We start from the raw sequence: 15,781 nt of genomic DNA, 5'->3' as shown, positions 1-15,781 counted from the left end.
AAACCCCTCCACGTTTGGATTTGCCATTAACTTGCCTAAATATGCTCTGGTTGGCGCTCACCTCCCTAACGAAATAAACCCTTTATGTACATATGTAGATACAATTAAACCGGTTTAATTTTTATGCAATAGAGGTTCTCAATCGGGAAAACATCTCATATAATTAAACCGGTTTAATTGACATATAAGAAAATGTAAACGCTTTATTTGTATATAATACATGGATGACTACGTTCAAGCAATAGGGATTTCACAAAAAAATTCTGTTTTTTCAAATTCATTTCAGGAATAGTTCCGAACAGTTCTGATCTACTCAAACAACACCCTCACTCATAAATCCAAGTATAGGTTCCAATTGTACTAGGATTATTATCCGATCATCAATTTTTGGTAAAATTCTACATGAACTTCTCTTATTTGCGGTTTGCAGCTGTATTTAATCGAAAGCGGAATTTGGCATCCTCGCCGAACCACATTGGGAAATTGGTACCCCAGATATTGTTATGCAGATTAAACTGCCACCCGGATTCAAGCGAAACAAACGAGTTGTCGAATTGCAGCAGTCTTCTCTGTCCAGGTGCGACCAAAGCGGAATCCAGTGCTTCAATAGAGGCCTGGCCATCTGTGCCCTCATAGAATACTCCCTTGTCTACAGCATGTAGATTACGGTTGCCGTCTTTTACAACATTCAACGGAGAGATTCGTCCTCCAAGCTTGTCCATCATCCACAGATTGGGGTTATCCACCTTAAGTCCGCATCCAAACCAACTGGCCTCTGGAAGACGATTCGCTTCTTTTCCAAACCATTGCAAACTAACCTCTACCACTCCTGCCTGTGAAAACGTATATACCAGCTCCAGTTCCTTGGGTGCTCCGTACAATTCATGACTTTCTGTTGGCATGGACAACCGGAACCCATACGTATCACCATTAGCATTGCCTGACTTGTGCATATCGGTCACGATTGGCAAGTACACCTGATGGCTTGGCAGCGGGCGCACAAATTCAAAGCCAGGCTTGCTGAAATCGGCATCCGCCCAAGGATGGGTCACAGGCAGGTTCTGCATATAGGTACGGAAATACCTGTCGTAATCCTGCGTCCCGAAGGTTTCATAGGCATAGGCTCCGAACGGATGCTTCGCGTCCACCCAATTCTTTTCCTTCTCGTCCGTCAGCTGAATCAGTGCACCATTGTTATTGAAGGCCAGCTGATATCCGCCACTACTATAAACTTGATGACATGCCGCAGATACAGTACCGGAAGATACACTTTTAACTGGATTTAGTTGTTCAAAAGCTTGCTTCGCTTCCTTCTGTTTATCATCACTCAGGAACGCCACAGCCGTGTCCAAATATCCCCGCTGTTCCGCCCAAGAGCTCTCTATCATGGAATAGGTACGGCGGCTCGTCTCTGAAGAGAATAGTCCGCTGGAATGACTGTCGAACTCGTCCATGGCGAATGCACCGATATATTGAAATTTTGCAGGAATATCCTCCACATCGACGTCGTTCATTTCCCGCGCCCGGTTGAAGTCAGGCTTGGCATAATTCCGGAAATCTGGAAGCCATTTCTTCACATCAAGCCCCCACGTATGCTCCACAACCAGCAACATGGCATCACTCATGCCTTTATATTCAGCGCTTGCCGGATCGATTCGGCCATCGGTAAGCCATTTGTCTCTTAACCGCTGCAACTGGCGGAATCGGGCTATTTTAAGCGGGTCAGTACCGCCTCCGTGAATCCAAGTATCCCCGAGCTCTTCACGTACAACAGGTAATTGGTCCCGAACCTGATCAAGGTGCACTGCAAATGCATCAAGAGACGAAGCCATAATCTCTGCATCGGGGTATCTTTCCTGGATATGCTGGAATTGTTCACGAATCTCTTCTGCGCTTGGCGGTCCGCAATTGTCGCCCGTATGGGTAAACAACAAGATATCATCGATACCTTCAATTTCGACTGCCTCTCCGTAGGTGTCCGCATAATTGACAATGATCTCACTGCCATCCGCTGCCTGCCATCTGAACAGTTTAGGCACATCCGGGCGCATGGAAGCTGGATTAACCCCAAGATGCATATACCGGAGACCCGCTTCATTCATCAAAGGCACCATGGACAGGGTATGCCCGGGTACATCGGTCATTTTTGCTGCAATGGTCGTTTTGCCAAATTGTTTATCCAGCTCCAATCCGATGGACAATCCGTAGCGAAATAATGAGGGGTCCATCAGCTCGGTGTGCGTCGTGAACGGTAATCCATGCCATACGATATGACCTTTGTGGATCGCTTGTTCCATGGCCTGTTTTCCCTCTTCGGACGCATGATTCAGATAATGACGGATCAGCCAGGAACCCGTAGTCCATATGAATTGCTCTCGTCCTCCCTCTGCTTCCAACTGCGCGGACAGTGCGATAGCTTTGGGTACATACTCTTCCATGTACTGCTTTACGACGTTTTCCGCCAAGTGCGTAAATCCGATATCCAGGTGAGTTTTAAAAACAACATGTACTTTTTTACGGTTAGTCATCGTTGTCTGAGCCTCCGTTGTTAGATTCACAGTTAATACTGTTTATTTGAACAATAAGCATGGGAGACCCGCTTCATGTGAAAGCGAGTCCCCTCGTTAATCATCGCCTAATCTAAAATAACATCATTCGTTAATGCGCCTTTTTCCTGCGGTCCTGTTGGTCCTCCTGCAAGTAGAGGCTGACCAAAGAAGGAGCCTTGGGACGGATTTCCGAATTTATAGACAGATAAGCTGTTCAGATTGCTGTAATCCCTGTCCAGCCATGAAGGCCAGGCATTTCCCAGACCGTTGCCTGTTCGGGTATTCGGATAATACTGAAAAGCCTGGATATTGTTCCAGGTATCCCATGCCGTTCCCTGATTCGTTACATCAATCAACTGGGTCACGACAAGTTCCTGATAGACATGATTGCCAGGATCTTTCCACATCCCATGGGAACCAAACGCGGAATAAGCGACAGGATGTGTATTGTTTACTTTGTCCACTTCATCCCAGGAGTAGATTGTACCGAAAGAATGCGCGCCATAGTAAACTTGAACCGGCTTCACATAGTTACTGTTCTGATCGGTGAACTTTGCCAATCTGACCGTGACCCGCTCCCAGTCTCCGACATGATCTCCCACTTCCGTGCCAAACACCGTTTTCCCAAGATCATAGGGACTGAACTGGAAATATACCAGATCGACGTTGTTATACTCCTTCTCCACCCAAAACGCATAGATCGGCGCATTAGCCAGATCGCCCGTAAAATACGGTAGTTTCAGGGTATATGGATTCAACTCCGTTTTGGTCTTGAATTCATATAAGCCTGAACCTGGATTCACATAGCGATCCACATAAGGCAGGGTATGTTCTACCGAGGACGGAAAATAAACTTCGCCTTGGGCAAACCAGATCTTGGGTGCAAAGGTTTGCAATATTTCACGCTTGGATGTGTCGCTGTAATCGTTACCCGGAACGGCAACTGATGTGGCGTCGAGCGGCGAGATAGCTTCAACCTTCAGGCTAGATACCGAATCATTGATATCTCCGCCAACATAGATCGCATCTGCGGTCAGAACCTTGGAGTATCCAGCGAAATTGTAGTCTTTGTACAATGTTACCTTATACCCTGGGGCTACGCGAAGTGCAGAGATGGCATCATTGCCTACTCCAGCCTTCAGTTCATCCACATTATAGCTGCCAATATCAAACTGCTGCTCAAAACCTCCATAAGGCGAATTGGAATATGCGATAACTGGTTTATTGGGGCCTCCGATCTTCTCTACTTTCAGACTGGAGGTCGCGTCGTTAAAATCATCAAGCCATCCCGCATCGACGGTCAGCGTTTTGGTATCACCGGAGAAATCCTTGTCTCGATACAGGGTCAATCGATATCCCGGGGCTACCTTTACCGAAGATATTTTGTCGTTGCCAACCACGTTAAGCTGATTCACATTGAACTGACCAATCCCAAACTGTTGGGAGCTGCCTCCAAAGTCTCCATCCTGGTAAACCGTTACGGCATTGTCCTCTGCCGCCTGCGCAGGCTGCGCCAGTGGAAAGAAAAGAGATACTGCCAAGAACGAAGCTGCAAGCAAGGATTTGATTGTCATATTCGGGCTCCTCTTCGAATAATGATTTCGTTTATTGCCAACGTTCGTACGTTCATTTCTTTTGGCTCTGCAGGTCATTTCCCAGGATGTATGGTAGCGCTTTCTGGAATATCCTCCCTTCATCCTTGAAAGATAAGTGGCATACCTTCACACTAATATATGTCATTGACATATACAATGATATAAGTGTAAATTTTTCTCTATAAAAACTTCATATAACTACTATTATTTACAATATTTTTGCATGAAACGGTAACGAACATAACATATTGTGCATTATTGAGTTTGAATAAGATAGCAAATTATATATGTCACTGATATATAAAAAAACCTCCCTTATCATCAAAGCGAGATAAGGAAGGTTTAAATGGCGGAACCGGATCGATCCTCATTGATTGAGATTACGTACGGAGCTTCGTTCGATGATGGTTGTGTTTACCTTGATGGATAAAGCTCCTTCTCGGGAATTTTCCATACGTTTGCACAGCAAATTCACTGCTGCCTGTCCAAGCTTCTCTGTTGTTTGTCTTGCCGTAGTCAGCGGAACGGGGAGTAGACTCGCTAACTGGATGTCGGAAAAGCCAATGATAGACAGTTCCTCAGGTACCCGCTTGTGGATGAATAAGGACGTGTACAGACAAGAAGTCGCGATATAATCATCCGCACAAACAACGGCTGTCATTGCGGGATTACTTTGAATGAAATCCTTGAGTTGGAGATTCGCTCCATTCAGGTTGAGCATATAATCCTCTGCGCAATCCAGGCAAATATTGCGACCGTTAACAGGCAGTTCATAGTCTAGCATGGCCTGCACATAGCCTTTATAGCGGTCCTCCCGGCTCGTCACTCCATCAAACGGCATGGAGATATACCCAATTTCCCGATGTCCTCTTTCGATCAAATATTCCGTCAAGTTGTAGGCACCCTGATAATGGTCATGGTAGACGCAATCAATATTGACCTCACGGAAGATTCGATCGATGATCACCAATGGATAATTTAGCAGGTTAAGCTCCAGCACCTTTTCACTGCAGCGTGTTCGCCCCCGTGGAAACAGAATAATTCCATCGATTCCTTCCTCGTACAACTCTTGTAAGCAGAAGCTCTCATCCTCTTTATCCGTAGTGATCCGAATGAGCAGCTGGCACCCTGATTTACGTGCTTCCTGCTCGACGGATGCTATAATTCTGGCTACGTAATCATCCATATTGGGGAACAACAGGGCAATTTTTCGCTTCATAAGCTTCTTGTCTGTAGTTACATTCCCCGATAATGACTCCTTACCCGGGCCGCCCAAATAATCACCCGACACAAATGTACCCCGCCGCGCCAACCGATAGACAATACCTTGTTTCTCCAAAATTTGCAGCGCAAGCTTGGCTGTCATACGGCTGACAGAATACAGTTTGGCGAGCTCACCTTCTGAAGGCACGGGATCATGTGGCTGCAATTTCCGGTTACGGATTTCTTCCATCACCAAATCGGCAGTTTGCAAGTACAACAACGGCTTCCGATGTGGTTCTTCCATGTGAACACCTACCCCAGTTCCGGTTTTTACGATCATTCTATCATTTTCTCATGTAAAAAAGTAAAAATAGCCCTTGAGCAGAAGGTAGAATGACATTCAATCCTTCTGCTCAAGGGCATGCAAGCAAACATTTATTTATTTGACTTCGGCATTTAGTCGTTCAATAAGTTCAATCAGCTCCAGCGGTTCACCGACTGTGTGAGTCGGACGTTCTGTTTCATCCACCGGCTCATGGGGATAACGCGGCGTCCAGCTCTGAAAGATACTGGTGATGCCTAGTGCGTTGGCTCCCTTCATATCACGGCTTAGGTTATTGCCAATCATCACTGTTCTTGAAAAATCCCCTTCCGACAAATCAAGGGCACCAATTGCTGCCTTGAACATCCGCGGGCTTGGCTTGCTGGCTTTAATATTCTCCGAAATAATCATTGCGCTAAAATAATCATGAAGTCCATGCTGCTTAAATACGTTCTTGAAGGATTGTGCATCGCCGTCAGCAACCAAGGCCAGCGTGTACCCTTTTTCATGAAGCTTTTGAATCGTGATATCCGCACCCGGAATCAGATCCGCACTCAGAACAATTCCTTCTTCGTCCCGAATCTCGGTCGATTCATCAACGATGGTATCGCCGCTGTCAAAAAAGATAATTAACTTTTTGTCGTCCATGTTCGTTATGACCGTCCTCTTCATTCAATTGGTGAAACGACTTGCCGGTTTCCACTTGACCATGTAATCCAACATTGATGTTCTAATAAAAGGTATAGCGCTTAATCTAATGTTACAATGGAGACGAATAAAAAATCAATCATTATTTCGTTGTGCTTATGCAGAGGCCTGATCTAACCCTAATCATCTTTGCTGGAAAATTAATGAGGATCAATTGGTCGGTAGTTGGAGGGGCTGCTGCTGACCAAACTGTTTTGCTTTTACTGCCATCGCTTTATCCAGCCTTGCTCTTAATCCACTCATCCATTCCGGCTCATGCGCCCATTGTTCTGCCCCAGATCGAAGCACACGTACATAACCGTACAGATTGGCAAAGCGACGACATGCCGGGAACATCGACTCCATATCATAGGCGTCTCCTGCTTCCTTCCAATACCCTTGCAAGAATATTCGCTTCTTCTGTTCCCATTCATCTGGCTGAATTTCATCCCGTAAACTATCCAGAGTCTGCTCCACATCCATTGCGTACCAGTGGTACATGGCGTCATCGAAGTCAATGGCGTAACAGGAATGACTCTCCTCGTCATAGAAGACATTATCCAGTTCAAAATCATAATGAATTAACCCGAAGTTCTGCTGGGTAACGGGCCAATCTGCAAAACAATCCCGGAGAACTTCTACCTCATTGAGCGCTGCAGTCTCGCCAGGAAACTCATCCAGCACGTCCTTAATCCAATCCAGTACATCGGTATAAGTCCAGCGTGTCGCCTGTTTGGGTCTGTATTCGCGGGATAAACCATGCAGCTTACCCAATGCCTCACCAAAGCTATACACGATCTGGTCATTTAAATCGATACTGCCCATCTGGTTACCGGGAACTCGTTTGAATACGGAGGCATAATACATTCCCCAAGGCGTATGAGCCTCTACCAGCTCTTTTCCTGCATGGGAAGGTACAGCTTCCATGGCACCATATTGGTTTAGTTTAAGATAGGACAGGAACTCTAGCTCCGCTGCAAGATTGGTTTGATTTTTCTCCTCTACAGGGGCAAAACGAAGCAAGTGAACCTTTCCCTGATCCCTGAACGGATACACGGCATTGGAGGATATACGATAATACTGGAACATGTCCAGTGACTCCGGATCATAACTCCAGTTTTTCAAAATCATCTCGGCGAGATCGTTATTATGGAATAAATATTTAAGTTTTAACATGGGCATATCTCCTTAGTGGTCATTTAATATAGAACGCTATTAGAGTTCCGAATCCTATTTTTGCGCGCAAAAAGCCGCAGGCTATGCCTGCGGCTTTAAAAATTCTGGGTACACGAGGATTATTGCATAAGCAAATAAACCTCGTGTACACCAGGAAAAATGAGCAGTTATATCCCTATATGGCGGCAGACTTCAGATCGTCACATTAGCAAACTCCAAATGCTTCGCCATGTGTCCGTTGCTCTGCCGGATCTATTCAGTTCGTAATCACCTTAATTGTTGTTGTCACACTTTGCATCATCTTAGCCCGTCGTTTCATGACGCTCACTCCTTCCGAAAAACAAGTTATTTCCATAATACTCCATCAGATGATTATCGGCAACGAATATCAAGACTGTGTAACAACCATTCGCTCTACGGTCTCGGTGTTCTCCTTATACCAAACCATAACGACATCTCCCTCTTTCAGATCAGACACCTGAATGGATGAATTAGCATTTTGGTTGTTGCCTGGGGTACCCACGCCCATGCCTTCCGTGATATCCACATCCTCACTGATGTTCAATTTCATTTCGATGCCCGTATCTTTCATATCCATGCTTCCGCCTCTGGAGGCGCCTGATCGTCTTCCATTTCCATTATTGGAATCTGTGGATGAGTTATCCTCCACTTCAAGCAACGAGATCGTGACGGTACTCCCTGTGGCAGAGATCACTCTGCCTGTAAGATCGGCATTCATCATCCCCCGCATATCGTCCTGACCGCCTGTTCTGTCATTCATCCCTTGCCCTCCGCCCCTCTGTGTTCCTCCATTCATGCCCGGGCCGCCACCATTCATACCTTGTGCAGAACCGGTATTCGTAATGTTCTGGGCAGTAATTGCATCGCAGGCAGAGAGCAAAACTGAACAGGCCAACAACAAGAGCATAGCCGATGTGAGATAACTATTTTTCCGCATACGGATCACCTTTTTCTCAGGGAAGAACGTTCCCAGCCAAGTTTTCTATGAAACATGAAGTTATACGCATCTTTGAATCCCATGTACGACAATACAACCAGCAGCGGATATACGGGGTAGATATACCTCGATTTAATCTCCCACAGAATGTAGAACCCGATAAATCCGAGAATAACCAGAATCAAAGAGACTTCGTCATACCGCTTTCCACGAATTCCACTGACCAAGCGAATGAAAATAAAACAGTACATCATGAAATTCATCACATAAACGACCCAAAGCACCCCCGTCCGGTAGACGGAATCTCCCTTGAATAAGTCTGTTACCGCATTGGTATAACTGTAGGAGCCGGCAATTCCGCCACCTCTTCCTCCTCCCATACCCGAGGAGCTTTCGTTGCCGATGCCATATCGATCCATTTGGTAGGTACCTTCGGTCCAGGTCCAAATGATCTTTTTGTAATACATCTGGGCCAAGTCACTTAAGCTGGCTTCCGACAGCTTGCGTTCAATCTCCTGCTTGTACAGTTCTTTACTTTCAGCTTTATTATAATTGGCTTCTCTTTGATAGATCTGGTAGCTCTCCATGTTGTCCCAGAAGCCAAATCGTTCCAGATTAATACCCATGTTCAACCACATATAGACCGGTGCCGAACTTTCCCCAACAGGCTCACTTACAGCACCTGAAGATTTCAAGACCGCATTCTGAGTCCACCCTGGAACGTTAAACAAAATAGCCAGCACGAAGATGGAGACAATCACTTTCTTGAATCCAATACTTCGCATATTCAGCAGGATGGTTAACATAGCAGCAATCAGCACTATCACGCCGATGCTTCGGAAGTAGTTGCCAATCGCGAGCAGAATGGCGGCAATGACGATCGTCTGCCAAGACTTTTCACGTATAAACCGAATCAAAAAATATAAACAAGACGTTAGAAATGCCGTAGCAATTACATCGTTATAGATCAAGTTGTTCAGGAACAGGGATGGCAGATACGTGGCTGCAAAGATCAGAACCCCGTAATCACGTTCCGCGGACTTATTATTTAACTGTTTATAAATGAGATAAATCATTAATGTCGTTAACGTTGAAAACAAAATATTGAACAGCTTGATCACCAGATAATTATCCGGGAACAGGTACAGCAATGTTTTTAGATACAAGACGGAGGAAAAGTTAAACGGGAACATGTGCAGATATCCGCCCGTTTCGAAGGATGAATAGTCCTGATCGTAGAGCATGTTCATCGCGAGTGAAAGCACGGTCTGTGAATCATCCGTAGGCACTCGTGGAAACACGAAGATAATTATGATTTGGATTGCCAGAGAACATAGCAGCACCACCGGAATGACAACCTTTGGACTGTATTTGTTCAGCCTCAGGCAAAGACGGTATAGCCCAATACCCGAAACCAGAAGCAAAGCAATCACCGGGATAAAAATACTCCACTGCTGCATACCCAGAATCGGATTATCCCCATACAAGGTGTAGTTGTACTGCGCCCGGACAAACAGGGACGAAACGATAAACACGCCGACAAAAACAAGCAGAATGAGATAAAGCGACTTATGGATCACCTTAGACATGCCAAAACTCCTTTTCCAGTACAGGATTCGGGAATAGTATAATGCCTCTACCTGAAAAAAGGCTGAATTCAGATTCATGCTTAAGAATGCTCATTAGGGATGATTAACAGCATAAAAAAAGACCGTCCCTTGCGTAAGGGAACGGTCATAATTGATTTATGTGATAAGCTATCATATTTTTGCATTCCCGAGCTTGTTTGTCCGCATTGCGCGCTTCAATGGTGTTTGCAACCAATATTCGCAAAATTATATTTGGCTGGGTTCCGTTATATAGACAACAAGGAATATGAGGATACCTCATCGAATAAGAAAAATATGTTGGTCGAATCGTGCCTGTTTACTGTCACCGACATGAACATAAAGCTTCGGCCTTCTGCTTCTTCTCGTTAAGCTAACGGGCAGGTTTGGGATTAGCAATCCATAAGAATCAACCCAAGTTGAATTAGGGCAAAATGTAGTAACTGTAAAGTTAGATATCCCTCATGCACAAAGGAGAACTGAAAATGAGAAAACTCGTTCTATTTCTTCACGCATCGCTTGACGGTTTTGTAGAAGGGCCGAATGGTGAAATGGACATTGGCTGGGTTGCCTACGATGCTGATTTGGAGAAGCACGCGAAAGAAATTCTGAGTACTGCCGACACTGTCATTTGGGGGCGTGGGACTTATCAGATGATGCACAGTTACTGGCCATCTGTGCCTTCGAACCCATCAGCTTCGCAACATGAACGGGATCATGCCGAGTGGATCGAAAAAACAGCCAAAATTGTTTTTTCCACGACGCTGGAGACCGTTGAATGGAATAATGCAAGACTCGTGAAAGAAGATATCGAAGAAGAGATCAATAACCTTAAACAGCAGCCAGGCAAGGATATGGTCATCCTCGGCAGTCCTAGGTTCGCACACCACCTTATGCAGCTTGATTTAATTGATGAGTATAAAATTACGGTTTCTCCCGTACTAATCGGTAAGGGATTGCCATTATTCCAAGGCCTCAAGGAGAAGATCAATCTTAAGCTAATCGGAAATAAGACCTTTGATTCTGGAGCCATAGGTCTCGTTTACCAGACGGTAAGATGACCTTGTCACTTAAGGTGTTTACGCTAACGGTAGACGTTAGCTCAAATTAACCGCCTTTTCACAAAGGCGGTTTTCTTATGGTCACAAATTAGAATTTAACATAGCCATTTTTAAAAAGAGTATAGGACTTTAAGCTAATCGTTGAAGATCACTTTTCGTCCTTAATAAACTCAATAATATCTTGGATCTCACAATCCAAAGCCTCGCATATTCGATTCAGCGTATCAAACTTCACACCATCTGTTTCCTCATTATATAATTTGGCAATCCCATTTCTATGTAATCCGGTTAGTCGGGATAAATCAGCAATGTTAATTCTTTTCTCTCCCATAATTCGAGATAAATGAATCTTAATCATACATGTTCTCCTCCAAACTATAATGCATACTGTAGTGTTGACAAAGCACACCACAAAGTGTATATTCAAAGAAATATAATGTACACTGTAGTGTTCATATATAAGCTCAATATCTATACATTTCCCTAAAAGAGGTGTGCAAAAATGATAGAATCTCTTGAATCTTTGGCAGAACCGTTAATCCGAACGCGCTTAGAGTTATTATACAACAATTTGTCTCACACGCAGCCTGATTATACCCAACTATCTGAAGAATCTGATCATTATTTTCATACCATTCGCCAAGCTTTACCTGAACATCTGAATCAGACCATTTTTTTATATGAAGATACTCAACTCTCTATGCAAACACTTCTGGAAAGAGAGATTTATTTACAAGGGTTTCGGGATGCCCTGCAGCTAATGAGCGAGTTACATATACACAGATTCTGACGCCATAGCTTCTTACATGCTGATGCTTACCTTCGGTACGCTCATCGTTGCCATTCTGTCCGATAGACGCAAATAGACCGCCCCACATAGCAAGGAATGCGGTCTATTTATGATCATCTTTCTAAGCGAAGCCCACCGCCCTTAAAAGCGGCTATTGCTCAGAGAGTCGTGTTACCCGCACGGCTCTCTTTGCATTTTACGTCTAATCTGCTCTAATTATACCATACTCAAATCTTTGAATTCATATATAAACCGTGTTAATCCTCATACAATTCCTTATATTCATGCCAATATAGAACCTCAATGCAATTGGACCAGTTCAGAATCGAACCGACAAAGTCCTGGATGTCCAATCCCGGCATTTCATACGTCTCTTCTGTGTTTACCGAACCCGTTGCGTCCTCGATCAGAGTGACTTTGAATCCTTCATGTTCGGCAGTAATTGCCGTAAACAGGCAACAATATTCTGTGTTAAATCCAACAATAAACACATGTTCCACTTGATGTTCATGAAGCCATTTCTTCAACCCCGGGTTGCTAAAGGCGTTAGGTTTACTTTTTTCCAGAATCGTATGCCGCCCAGTGTCGACTACAATCTCCAGACCCGCAGCATTCTTGTAAAAAAGTGAAGCCCCCTCGTGATCATAGTCTACATGTTTCAAGTAAATGACCGGTTCATTCCGCTGTTCAAAATCAGCGATAACAGCTTCAATTTTCCCTAGCTGTGCTGTGAAATCTCTCAACGATGTAATCCCGTATTGCACATCCAATACAATCAGGGCTTTGTTCATGTGCTCTCCCCTTGCTCTAGTAGATCGATAGGTGTTCTCCCCTATCCACTACTTCTTTCGCTTCTTTTCCCGAGCCTTTTCCACATTCACTTGCACTCGAAATTCCACGATCCGGCGGATTAATTCTTCTGGCAAAGGTTGATCCAGTGGGAACTGAACTGACCCTTTGGCTCCTTTATACCGTGAGAGTTCTTCCTTAAACGCTTCGATCCCACTGGCACCCGGGTAAAATCCGATATGCTTGGAGTACGCTGCAAAATGAACCAAGTTCCCATGCTCTGCATATGTTGGCATCTTGTAACTGATCTTCTCCACGGCATTGGGAGCGGAATCGCGAATAATCTGTCTTAATGATTGTAATTTGACCTGTACATCTGAAGGAAATTGCGCGATATATTCATCTACCAGCACATCAAAAGAAGTACTCTCTGACATCTTAAACTCCTTCCACCACGTCCATTCGTGGTACGCTTATTTTTCACAACGTCATGGCTCGGCCATTTCGCATCAAATAATCTTCCTTGGCTTTGTAGTCGGGCATAATACTGCCCACTCGGCGCCAGAACGAACGATCATGATTCATATGATGGATGTGGCATAACTCATGAATGATCACATAATCAATCACCTCTAGTGGAGCCATCGCCAAGCGGTAGTTAAACGTCAGCTTTTTATCCCAACTGCAGCTTCCCCATTTGGTCGCCGATTCCACGATGTCCACAGACTTCGGCTTCACCTTCAACTCCTGCTGGTAACGGCCGATGCGCTCACCGATCATTCTTTTACACTCGGCAACATAAAACTTCTTCAGATTCGCACGCAAATCCTCTTCCGAACATCCCTCTACGTTAATTAACTCATGCAGCGCATGTTCCTTACCAAAGAGTAGAAACTTCCCTTTGCCTTCCTCTTCATATTCTTTCGCTTGAGGACCGTCCAACGCCTGCTGCATCAGAGCTGATTTCGTCAAAATTACTTCCCCATGTTGCGCAACAAGCTGCCGGATCATGTCTTCGCTGGTACCATTGGGAGCCTTGATTGTGACCATATAGGGTAAATCCATCGTAATGGAAGCTTTCTTCCGTTTTCCATATTGGATATGACAGTTAATGATGTGATTGTTTATTTCAATAGTTAGCATAACCTGCTCCACTTCTTCCAATATTTCAATTTCAAAATTTGGATTTATTCATTCAGATTGTAACCTATTCAGTAACTCTATGCATAATGTTTAGCGACATTATATATCTCGTATTGAATTTTTATTCATAAATATGTATTATTATAAAATTATAAGATAGGAGGATAGATATGATCCCTACATCGAATTCGGATTATAAAACCATTGAGGAAATATCCCTCAACCATTGGCAGCCCTTATCCACCTTACTTTTTGACGGATGGGTACTGCGTTTTGCACAGGGATATACGAAGCGCGCCAACTCCATTCAACCTCTTCACTACTCTACCCAAGATGTGTATGAAAAGATCGAGCAATGCGAGCGAATCTACGCTTCCAATCAGTTAAGTACCATATTCAAGATTACACCGTTTATCCAGCCGGATCATCTCGACCAGCTTTTGCATGAAAAGGGGTATTATGTTGTGGATCTGAGCCGGGTTCAGACCCGGAGCCTGGAAACCATTAAGGAGCCTGAGCACTCTGCTGTAAAAATGGACGAACAGTTAACCGGAGAGTGGTTGGATCACTTTTGCAGACTAAATCAGGTAAATGATCTGCAGCGGGGAACGATGGAACAAATGTTGACCAACATCCGTACGCGCACAGGTTTCATCTCGCTGTTCATCGACGGACAAGTCGTTGCTTGTGGATTCGGTGTGGTGGAACGAGGTTATATTGGATTGTATGACATCATTACGGACGCTAACTTTCGGAATCGGGGACTGGCCGAGCAGATGATCCTTCATCTGTTGCATTGGGGAAAAGAGAATGGCGCTACCTCCAGTTACCTGCAAGTAGTTGCTAATAATGCTCCCGCATTAAAACTGTATGCCAAGCTTGGATTCTCGGAAATCTATACATACTGGTATAGGGTCAAGGAAGCTTAGGCTTTCCTACAATCACTCCACCAGCATAAGCCGATGGCTTTTACAAACTTTTCAGTTTATTGAGGTCGGTACCCAGACGCACACTCAATCTGCCGGACATCCCTTGTGCAGAAGACACGCTCACATAAAACCAACCCGTTGACCAAGCTTGGTCACTCCAATAAGTATGCTCTTTTCCATCTGCTGGGACAGTATAAGACATTTTTGCGGTTCCAGCAGTAGAGTCTTGGTTGATCGTGAACGTGAACGCTTTCGAACCTGTGTTTTTAAAGCTTACTTTCACATATTCAAATCCCACCGGGATATTAAACTGTTTCGTAGTCGCAGTACCTGCGAGATCCTCATTATTAATTACTGACAATGTGGAGGATGTAGTGACAGCAGTTTCATTATTCATTGATACTGTTGTTATTGCTGTAGTAATGATAGCGGTGGCGGCCAGGGCAGCCATTGCCATTTTTGTGATGTGTTTTATGATGTCACCTCCATCTGTTATGTCTGTATGAAAGCTCTCCTGTGAAAGAGTTGGTTCTCAGCTCTGATTGCGCTCCAATTGTTTTTCGATCCCCAGCCTGTCGATCTGAATCCAGTATTCTGCAATTCTCTCACTCTCCACTCGATATACCGCACTCGCCATTTCAATCACGGGCAGGTTGGTCGGCGCATATCCATCCACTTCTCCAACATGAGTACCCACTTGTCTCCAGCGTACATATACTTTATCTCCCTGTGCAAGCAACTCCTGAATCTGCAGCGAAAAATCTCCGTACGCCTCAATCATTTCCCTCACATGATCCGCATAGACGGAAGGCGTTCTTGTGACTGTCACTTCCTCTTCCGAGATCACCTGGTGAGCCAGTACCTGCTCAGCCATCAGTGTATTGGCATAATCAAGATTGCGACCCGAGCGCACTTCTTCAAAAAAAGTTCTGACAATCTGTTCTGGCGTCATCCGATCCACTCCATTTTTCG

At 44.6% G+C, this 15,781-nt stretch carries 17 protein-coding genes; 4 read left to right on the top strand and 13 right to left on the bottom strand.

Annotation, left to right across the window (positions count from 1 at the left end; translation table 11 throughout):
* Window positions 1-413: 413 nt before the first annotated feature.
* From ACDJ58_RS02995 to ACDJ58_RS02965, 7 genes are all read right to left on the bottom strand, one after another.
* Window positions 414-2,528: a DUF5054 domain-containing protein gene (locus ACDJ58_RS02995; RefSeq protein WP_413375361.1), complete on the bottom strand. Its 2,115-nt coding sequence runs from the start codon at window positions 2,526-2,528 to the stop codon at window positions 414-416.
* A 107-nt stretch (window positions 2,529-2,635) separates the two neighbouring features.
* Window positions 2,636-4,123, bottom strand: a complete 1,488-nt coding sequence (locus ACDJ58_RS02990; protein WP_413375359.1) for a Vps62-related protein — start codon at window positions 4,121-4,123, stop codon at window positions 2,636-2,638.
* A gap of 388 nt (window positions 4,124-4,511) precedes the next feature.
* The gene (locus ACDJ58_RS02985; protein WP_413375357.1) at window positions 4,512-5,687 is read right to left on the bottom strand and encodes a GntR family transcriptional regulator; all 1,176 of its coding nucleotides are present in this window, start codon (window positions 5,685-5,687) and stop codon (window positions 4,512-4,514) included.
* A gap of 99 nt (window positions 5,688-5,786) precedes the next feature.
* Window positions 5,787-6,317: an HAD family hydrolase gene (locus ACDJ58_RS02980; protein WP_413375355.1), complete on the bottom strand. Its 531-nt coding sequence runs from the start codon at window positions 6,315-6,317 to the stop codon at window positions 5,787-5,789.
* A 210-nt stretch (window positions 6,318-6,527) separates the two neighbouring features.
* On the bottom strand, window positions 6,528-7,532 hold the full coding sequence (locus ACDJ58_RS02975) for a phosphotransferase enzyme family protein (RefSeq protein WP_413375353.1): 1,005 nt from the start codon (window positions 7,530-7,532) through the stop codon (window positions 6,528-6,530).
* 388 nt (window positions 7,533-7,920) lie between these two features.
* Entirely contained in the window at window positions 7,921-8,490 is a 570-nt protein-coding gene (locus tag ACDJ58_RS02970) for a hypothetical protein (RefSeq protein WP_413375351.1), read from the bottom strand.
* Between the two features lie 5 nt (window positions 8,491-8,495).
* Complete coding sequence (locus ACDJ58_RS02965) at window positions 8,496-10,079, bottom strand: glycosyltransferase family 39 protein (RefSeq protein ID WP_413375349.1); 1,584 nt, start codon at window positions 10,077-10,079, stop codon at window positions 8,496-8,498.
* A gap of 503 nt (window positions 10,080-10,582) precedes the next feature.
* On the opposite strand from ACDJ58_RS02965, the gene ACDJ58_RS02960 reads away from it, so the two are divergent.
* Window positions 10,583-11,158 (top strand): dihydrofolate reductase family protein, encoded by a 576-nt coding sequence (locus ACDJ58_RS02960; protein WP_413375347.1) that lies wholly within the window; start codon window positions 10,583-10,585, stop codon window positions 11,156-11,158.
* A gap of 148 nt (window positions 11,159-11,306) precedes the next feature.
* On the opposite strand, the gene ACDJ58_RS02955 is transcribed toward ACDJ58_RS02960, so the two are convergent.
* Complete coding sequence (locus ACDJ58_RS02955) at window positions 11,307-11,516, bottom strand: helix-turn-helix domain-containing protein (protein ID WP_017690565.1); 210 nt, start codon at window positions 11,514-11,516, stop codon at window positions 11,307-11,309.
* A 144-nt stretch (window positions 11,517-11,660) separates the two neighbouring features.
* On the opposite strand from ACDJ58_RS02955, the gene ACDJ58_RS02950 reads away from it, so the two are divergent.
* Together ACDJ58_RS02950 and ACDJ58_RS02945 are read left to right on the top strand one after the other, a co-directional pair.
* Complete coding sequence (locus ACDJ58_RS02950; RefSeq protein ID WP_285079926.1) at window positions 11,661-11,948, top strand: DUF6809 family protein; 288 nt, start codon at window positions 11,661-11,663, stop codon at window positions 11,946-11,948.
* Between the two features lie 16 nt (window positions 11,949-11,964).
* Window positions 11,965-12,024 (top strand): putative holin-like toxin, encoded by a 60-nt coding sequence (locus tag ACDJ58_RS02945; protein WP_413379435.1) that lies wholly within the window; start codon window positions 11,965-11,967, stop codon window positions 12,022-12,024.
* Between the two features lie 181 nt (window positions 12,025-12,205).
* Here ACDJ58_RS02945 and ACDJ58_RS02940 read toward each other — a convergent pair whose 3' ends face one another.
* The 3 genes from ACDJ58_RS02940 to ACDJ58_RS02930 are packed head-to-tail and all read right to left on the bottom strand — an operon-like array spanning window position 12,206 to window position 13,880.
* Window positions 12,206-12,739, bottom strand: a complete 534-nt coding sequence (locus ACDJ58_RS02940) for an isochorismatase family protein (protein WP_413375344.1) — start codon at window positions 12,737-12,739, stop codon at window positions 12,206-12,208.
* Between the two features lie 48 nt (window positions 12,740-12,787).
* Window positions 12,788-13,174, bottom strand: a complete 387-nt coding sequence (locus ACDJ58_RS02935; protein ID WP_413375342.1) for an iron chaperone — start codon at window positions 13,172-13,174, stop codon at window positions 12,788-12,790.
* Between the two features lie 43 nt (window positions 13,175-13,217).
* A complete protein-coding gene (locus ACDJ58_RS02930) occupies window positions 13,218-13,880 on the bottom strand; it encodes a M48 family metallopeptidase (protein ID WP_413375340.1) in 663 nt (220 codons plus the stop codon).
* Between the two features lie 170 nt (window positions 13,881-14,050).
* On the opposite strand from ACDJ58_RS02930, the gene ACDJ58_RS02925 reads away from it, so the two are divergent.
* The gene (locus tag ACDJ58_RS02925; protein WP_413375338.1) at window positions 14,051-14,809 is read left to right on the top strand and encodes a GNAT family N-acetyltransferase; all 759 of its coding nucleotides are present in this window, start codon (window positions 14,051-14,053) and stop codon (window positions 14,807-14,809) included.
* 40 nt (window positions 14,810-14,849) lie between these two features.
* Here ACDJ58_RS02925 and ACDJ58_RS02920 read toward each other — a convergent pair whose 3' ends face one another.
* Both ACDJ58_RS02920 and ACDJ58_RS02915 read right to left on the bottom strand, forming a co-directional pair.
* On the bottom strand, window positions 14,850-15,266 hold the full coding sequence (locus tag ACDJ58_RS02920) for a phospholipase domain-containing protein (protein ID WP_413375336.1): 417 nt from the start codon (window positions 15,264-15,266) through the stop codon (window positions 14,850-14,852).
* Window positions 15,267-15,341: 75 nt separating this feature from the next.
* Window positions 15,342-15,761 (bottom strand): ester cyclase, encoded by a 420-nt coding sequence (locus ACDJ58_RS02915; protein ID WP_413375334.1) that lies wholly within the window; start codon window positions 15,759-15,761, stop codon window positions 15,342-15,344.
* Window positions 15,762-15,781: the final 20 nt, after the last annotated feature.

Source organism: Paenibacillus taichungensis (assembly GCF_047302525.1).
Taxonomy (GTDB): Bacteria; Bacillota; Bacilli; order Paenibacillales; family Paenibacillaceae; genus Paenibacillus; species Paenibacillus taichungensis_B.
The sequence above is the reverse complement of the archived record's forward strand: the minus strand, read 5'-3'. Positions and strand labels throughout refer to the sequence as shown.

Excerpts from the sequence above, each read along its gene's own strand:
- ACDJ58_RS02995 (WP_413375361.1), bottom strand. The coding sequence starts at position 2,528 with ATGACTAACCGTAAAAAAGTACATGTTGTTTTTAAAACTCACCTGGAT.
- ACDJ58_RS02990 (WP_413375359.1), bottom strand. The coding sequence starts at position 4,123 with ATGACAATCAAATCCTTGCTTGCAGCTTCGTTCTTGGCAGTATCTCTT.
- ACDJ58_RS02985 (WP_413375357.1), bottom strand. The coding sequence starts at position 5,687 with ATGATCGTAAAAACCGGAACTGGGGTAGGTGTTCACATGGAAGAACCA.
- ACDJ58_RS02980 (WP_413375355.1), bottom strand. The coding sequence starts at position 6,317 with ATGGACGACAAAAAGTTAATTATCTTTTTTGACAGCGGCGATACCATC.
- ACDJ58_RS02975 (WP_413375353.1), bottom strand. The coding sequence starts at position 7,532 with ATGTTAAAACTTAAATATTTATTCCATAATAACGATCTCGCCGAGATG.
- ACDJ58_RS02970 (WP_413375351.1), bottom strand. The coding sequence starts at position 8,490 with ATGCGGAAAAATAGTTATCTCACATCGGCTATGCTCTTGTTGTTGGCC.
- ACDJ58_RS02965 (WP_413375349.1), bottom strand. The coding sequence starts at position 10,079 with ATGTCTAAGGTGATCCATAAGTCGCTTTATCTCATTCTGCTTGTTTTT.
- ACDJ58_RS02960 (WP_413375347.1), top strand. The coding sequence starts at position 10,583 with ATGAGAAAACTCGTTCTATTTCTTCACGCATCGCTTGACGGTTTTGTA.
- ACDJ58_RS02955 (WP_017690565.1), bottom strand. The coding sequence starts at position 11,516 with ATGATTAAGATTCATTTATCTCGAATTATGGGAGAGAAAAGAATTAAC.
- ACDJ58_RS02950 (WP_285079926.1), top strand. The coding sequence starts at position 11,661 with ATGATAGAATCTCTTGAATCTTTGGCAGAACCGTTAATCCGAACGCGC.
- ACDJ58_RS02940 (WP_413375344.1), bottom strand. The coding sequence starts at position 12,739 with ATGAACAAAGCCCTGATTGTATTGGATGTGCAATACGGGATTACATCG.
- ACDJ58_RS02935 (WP_413375342.1), bottom strand. The coding sequence starts at position 13,174 with ATGTCAGAGAGTACTTCTTTTGATGTGCTGGTAGATGAATATATCGCG.
- ACDJ58_RS02930 (WP_413375340.1), bottom strand. The coding sequence starts at position 13,880 with ATGCTAACTATTGAAATAAACAATCACATCATTAACTGTCATATCCAA.
- ACDJ58_RS02925 (WP_413375338.1), top strand. The coding sequence starts at position 14,051 with ATGATCCCTACATCGAATTCGGATTATAAAACCATTGAGGAAATATCC.
- ACDJ58_RS02920 (WP_413375336.1), bottom strand. The coding sequence starts at position 15,266 with ATGGCAATGGCTGCCCTGGCCGCCACCGCTATCATTACTACAGCAATA.
- ACDJ58_RS02915 (WP_413375334.1), bottom strand. The coding sequence starts at position 15,761 with ATGACGCCAGAACAGATTGTCAGAACTTTTTTTGAAGAAGTGCGCTCG.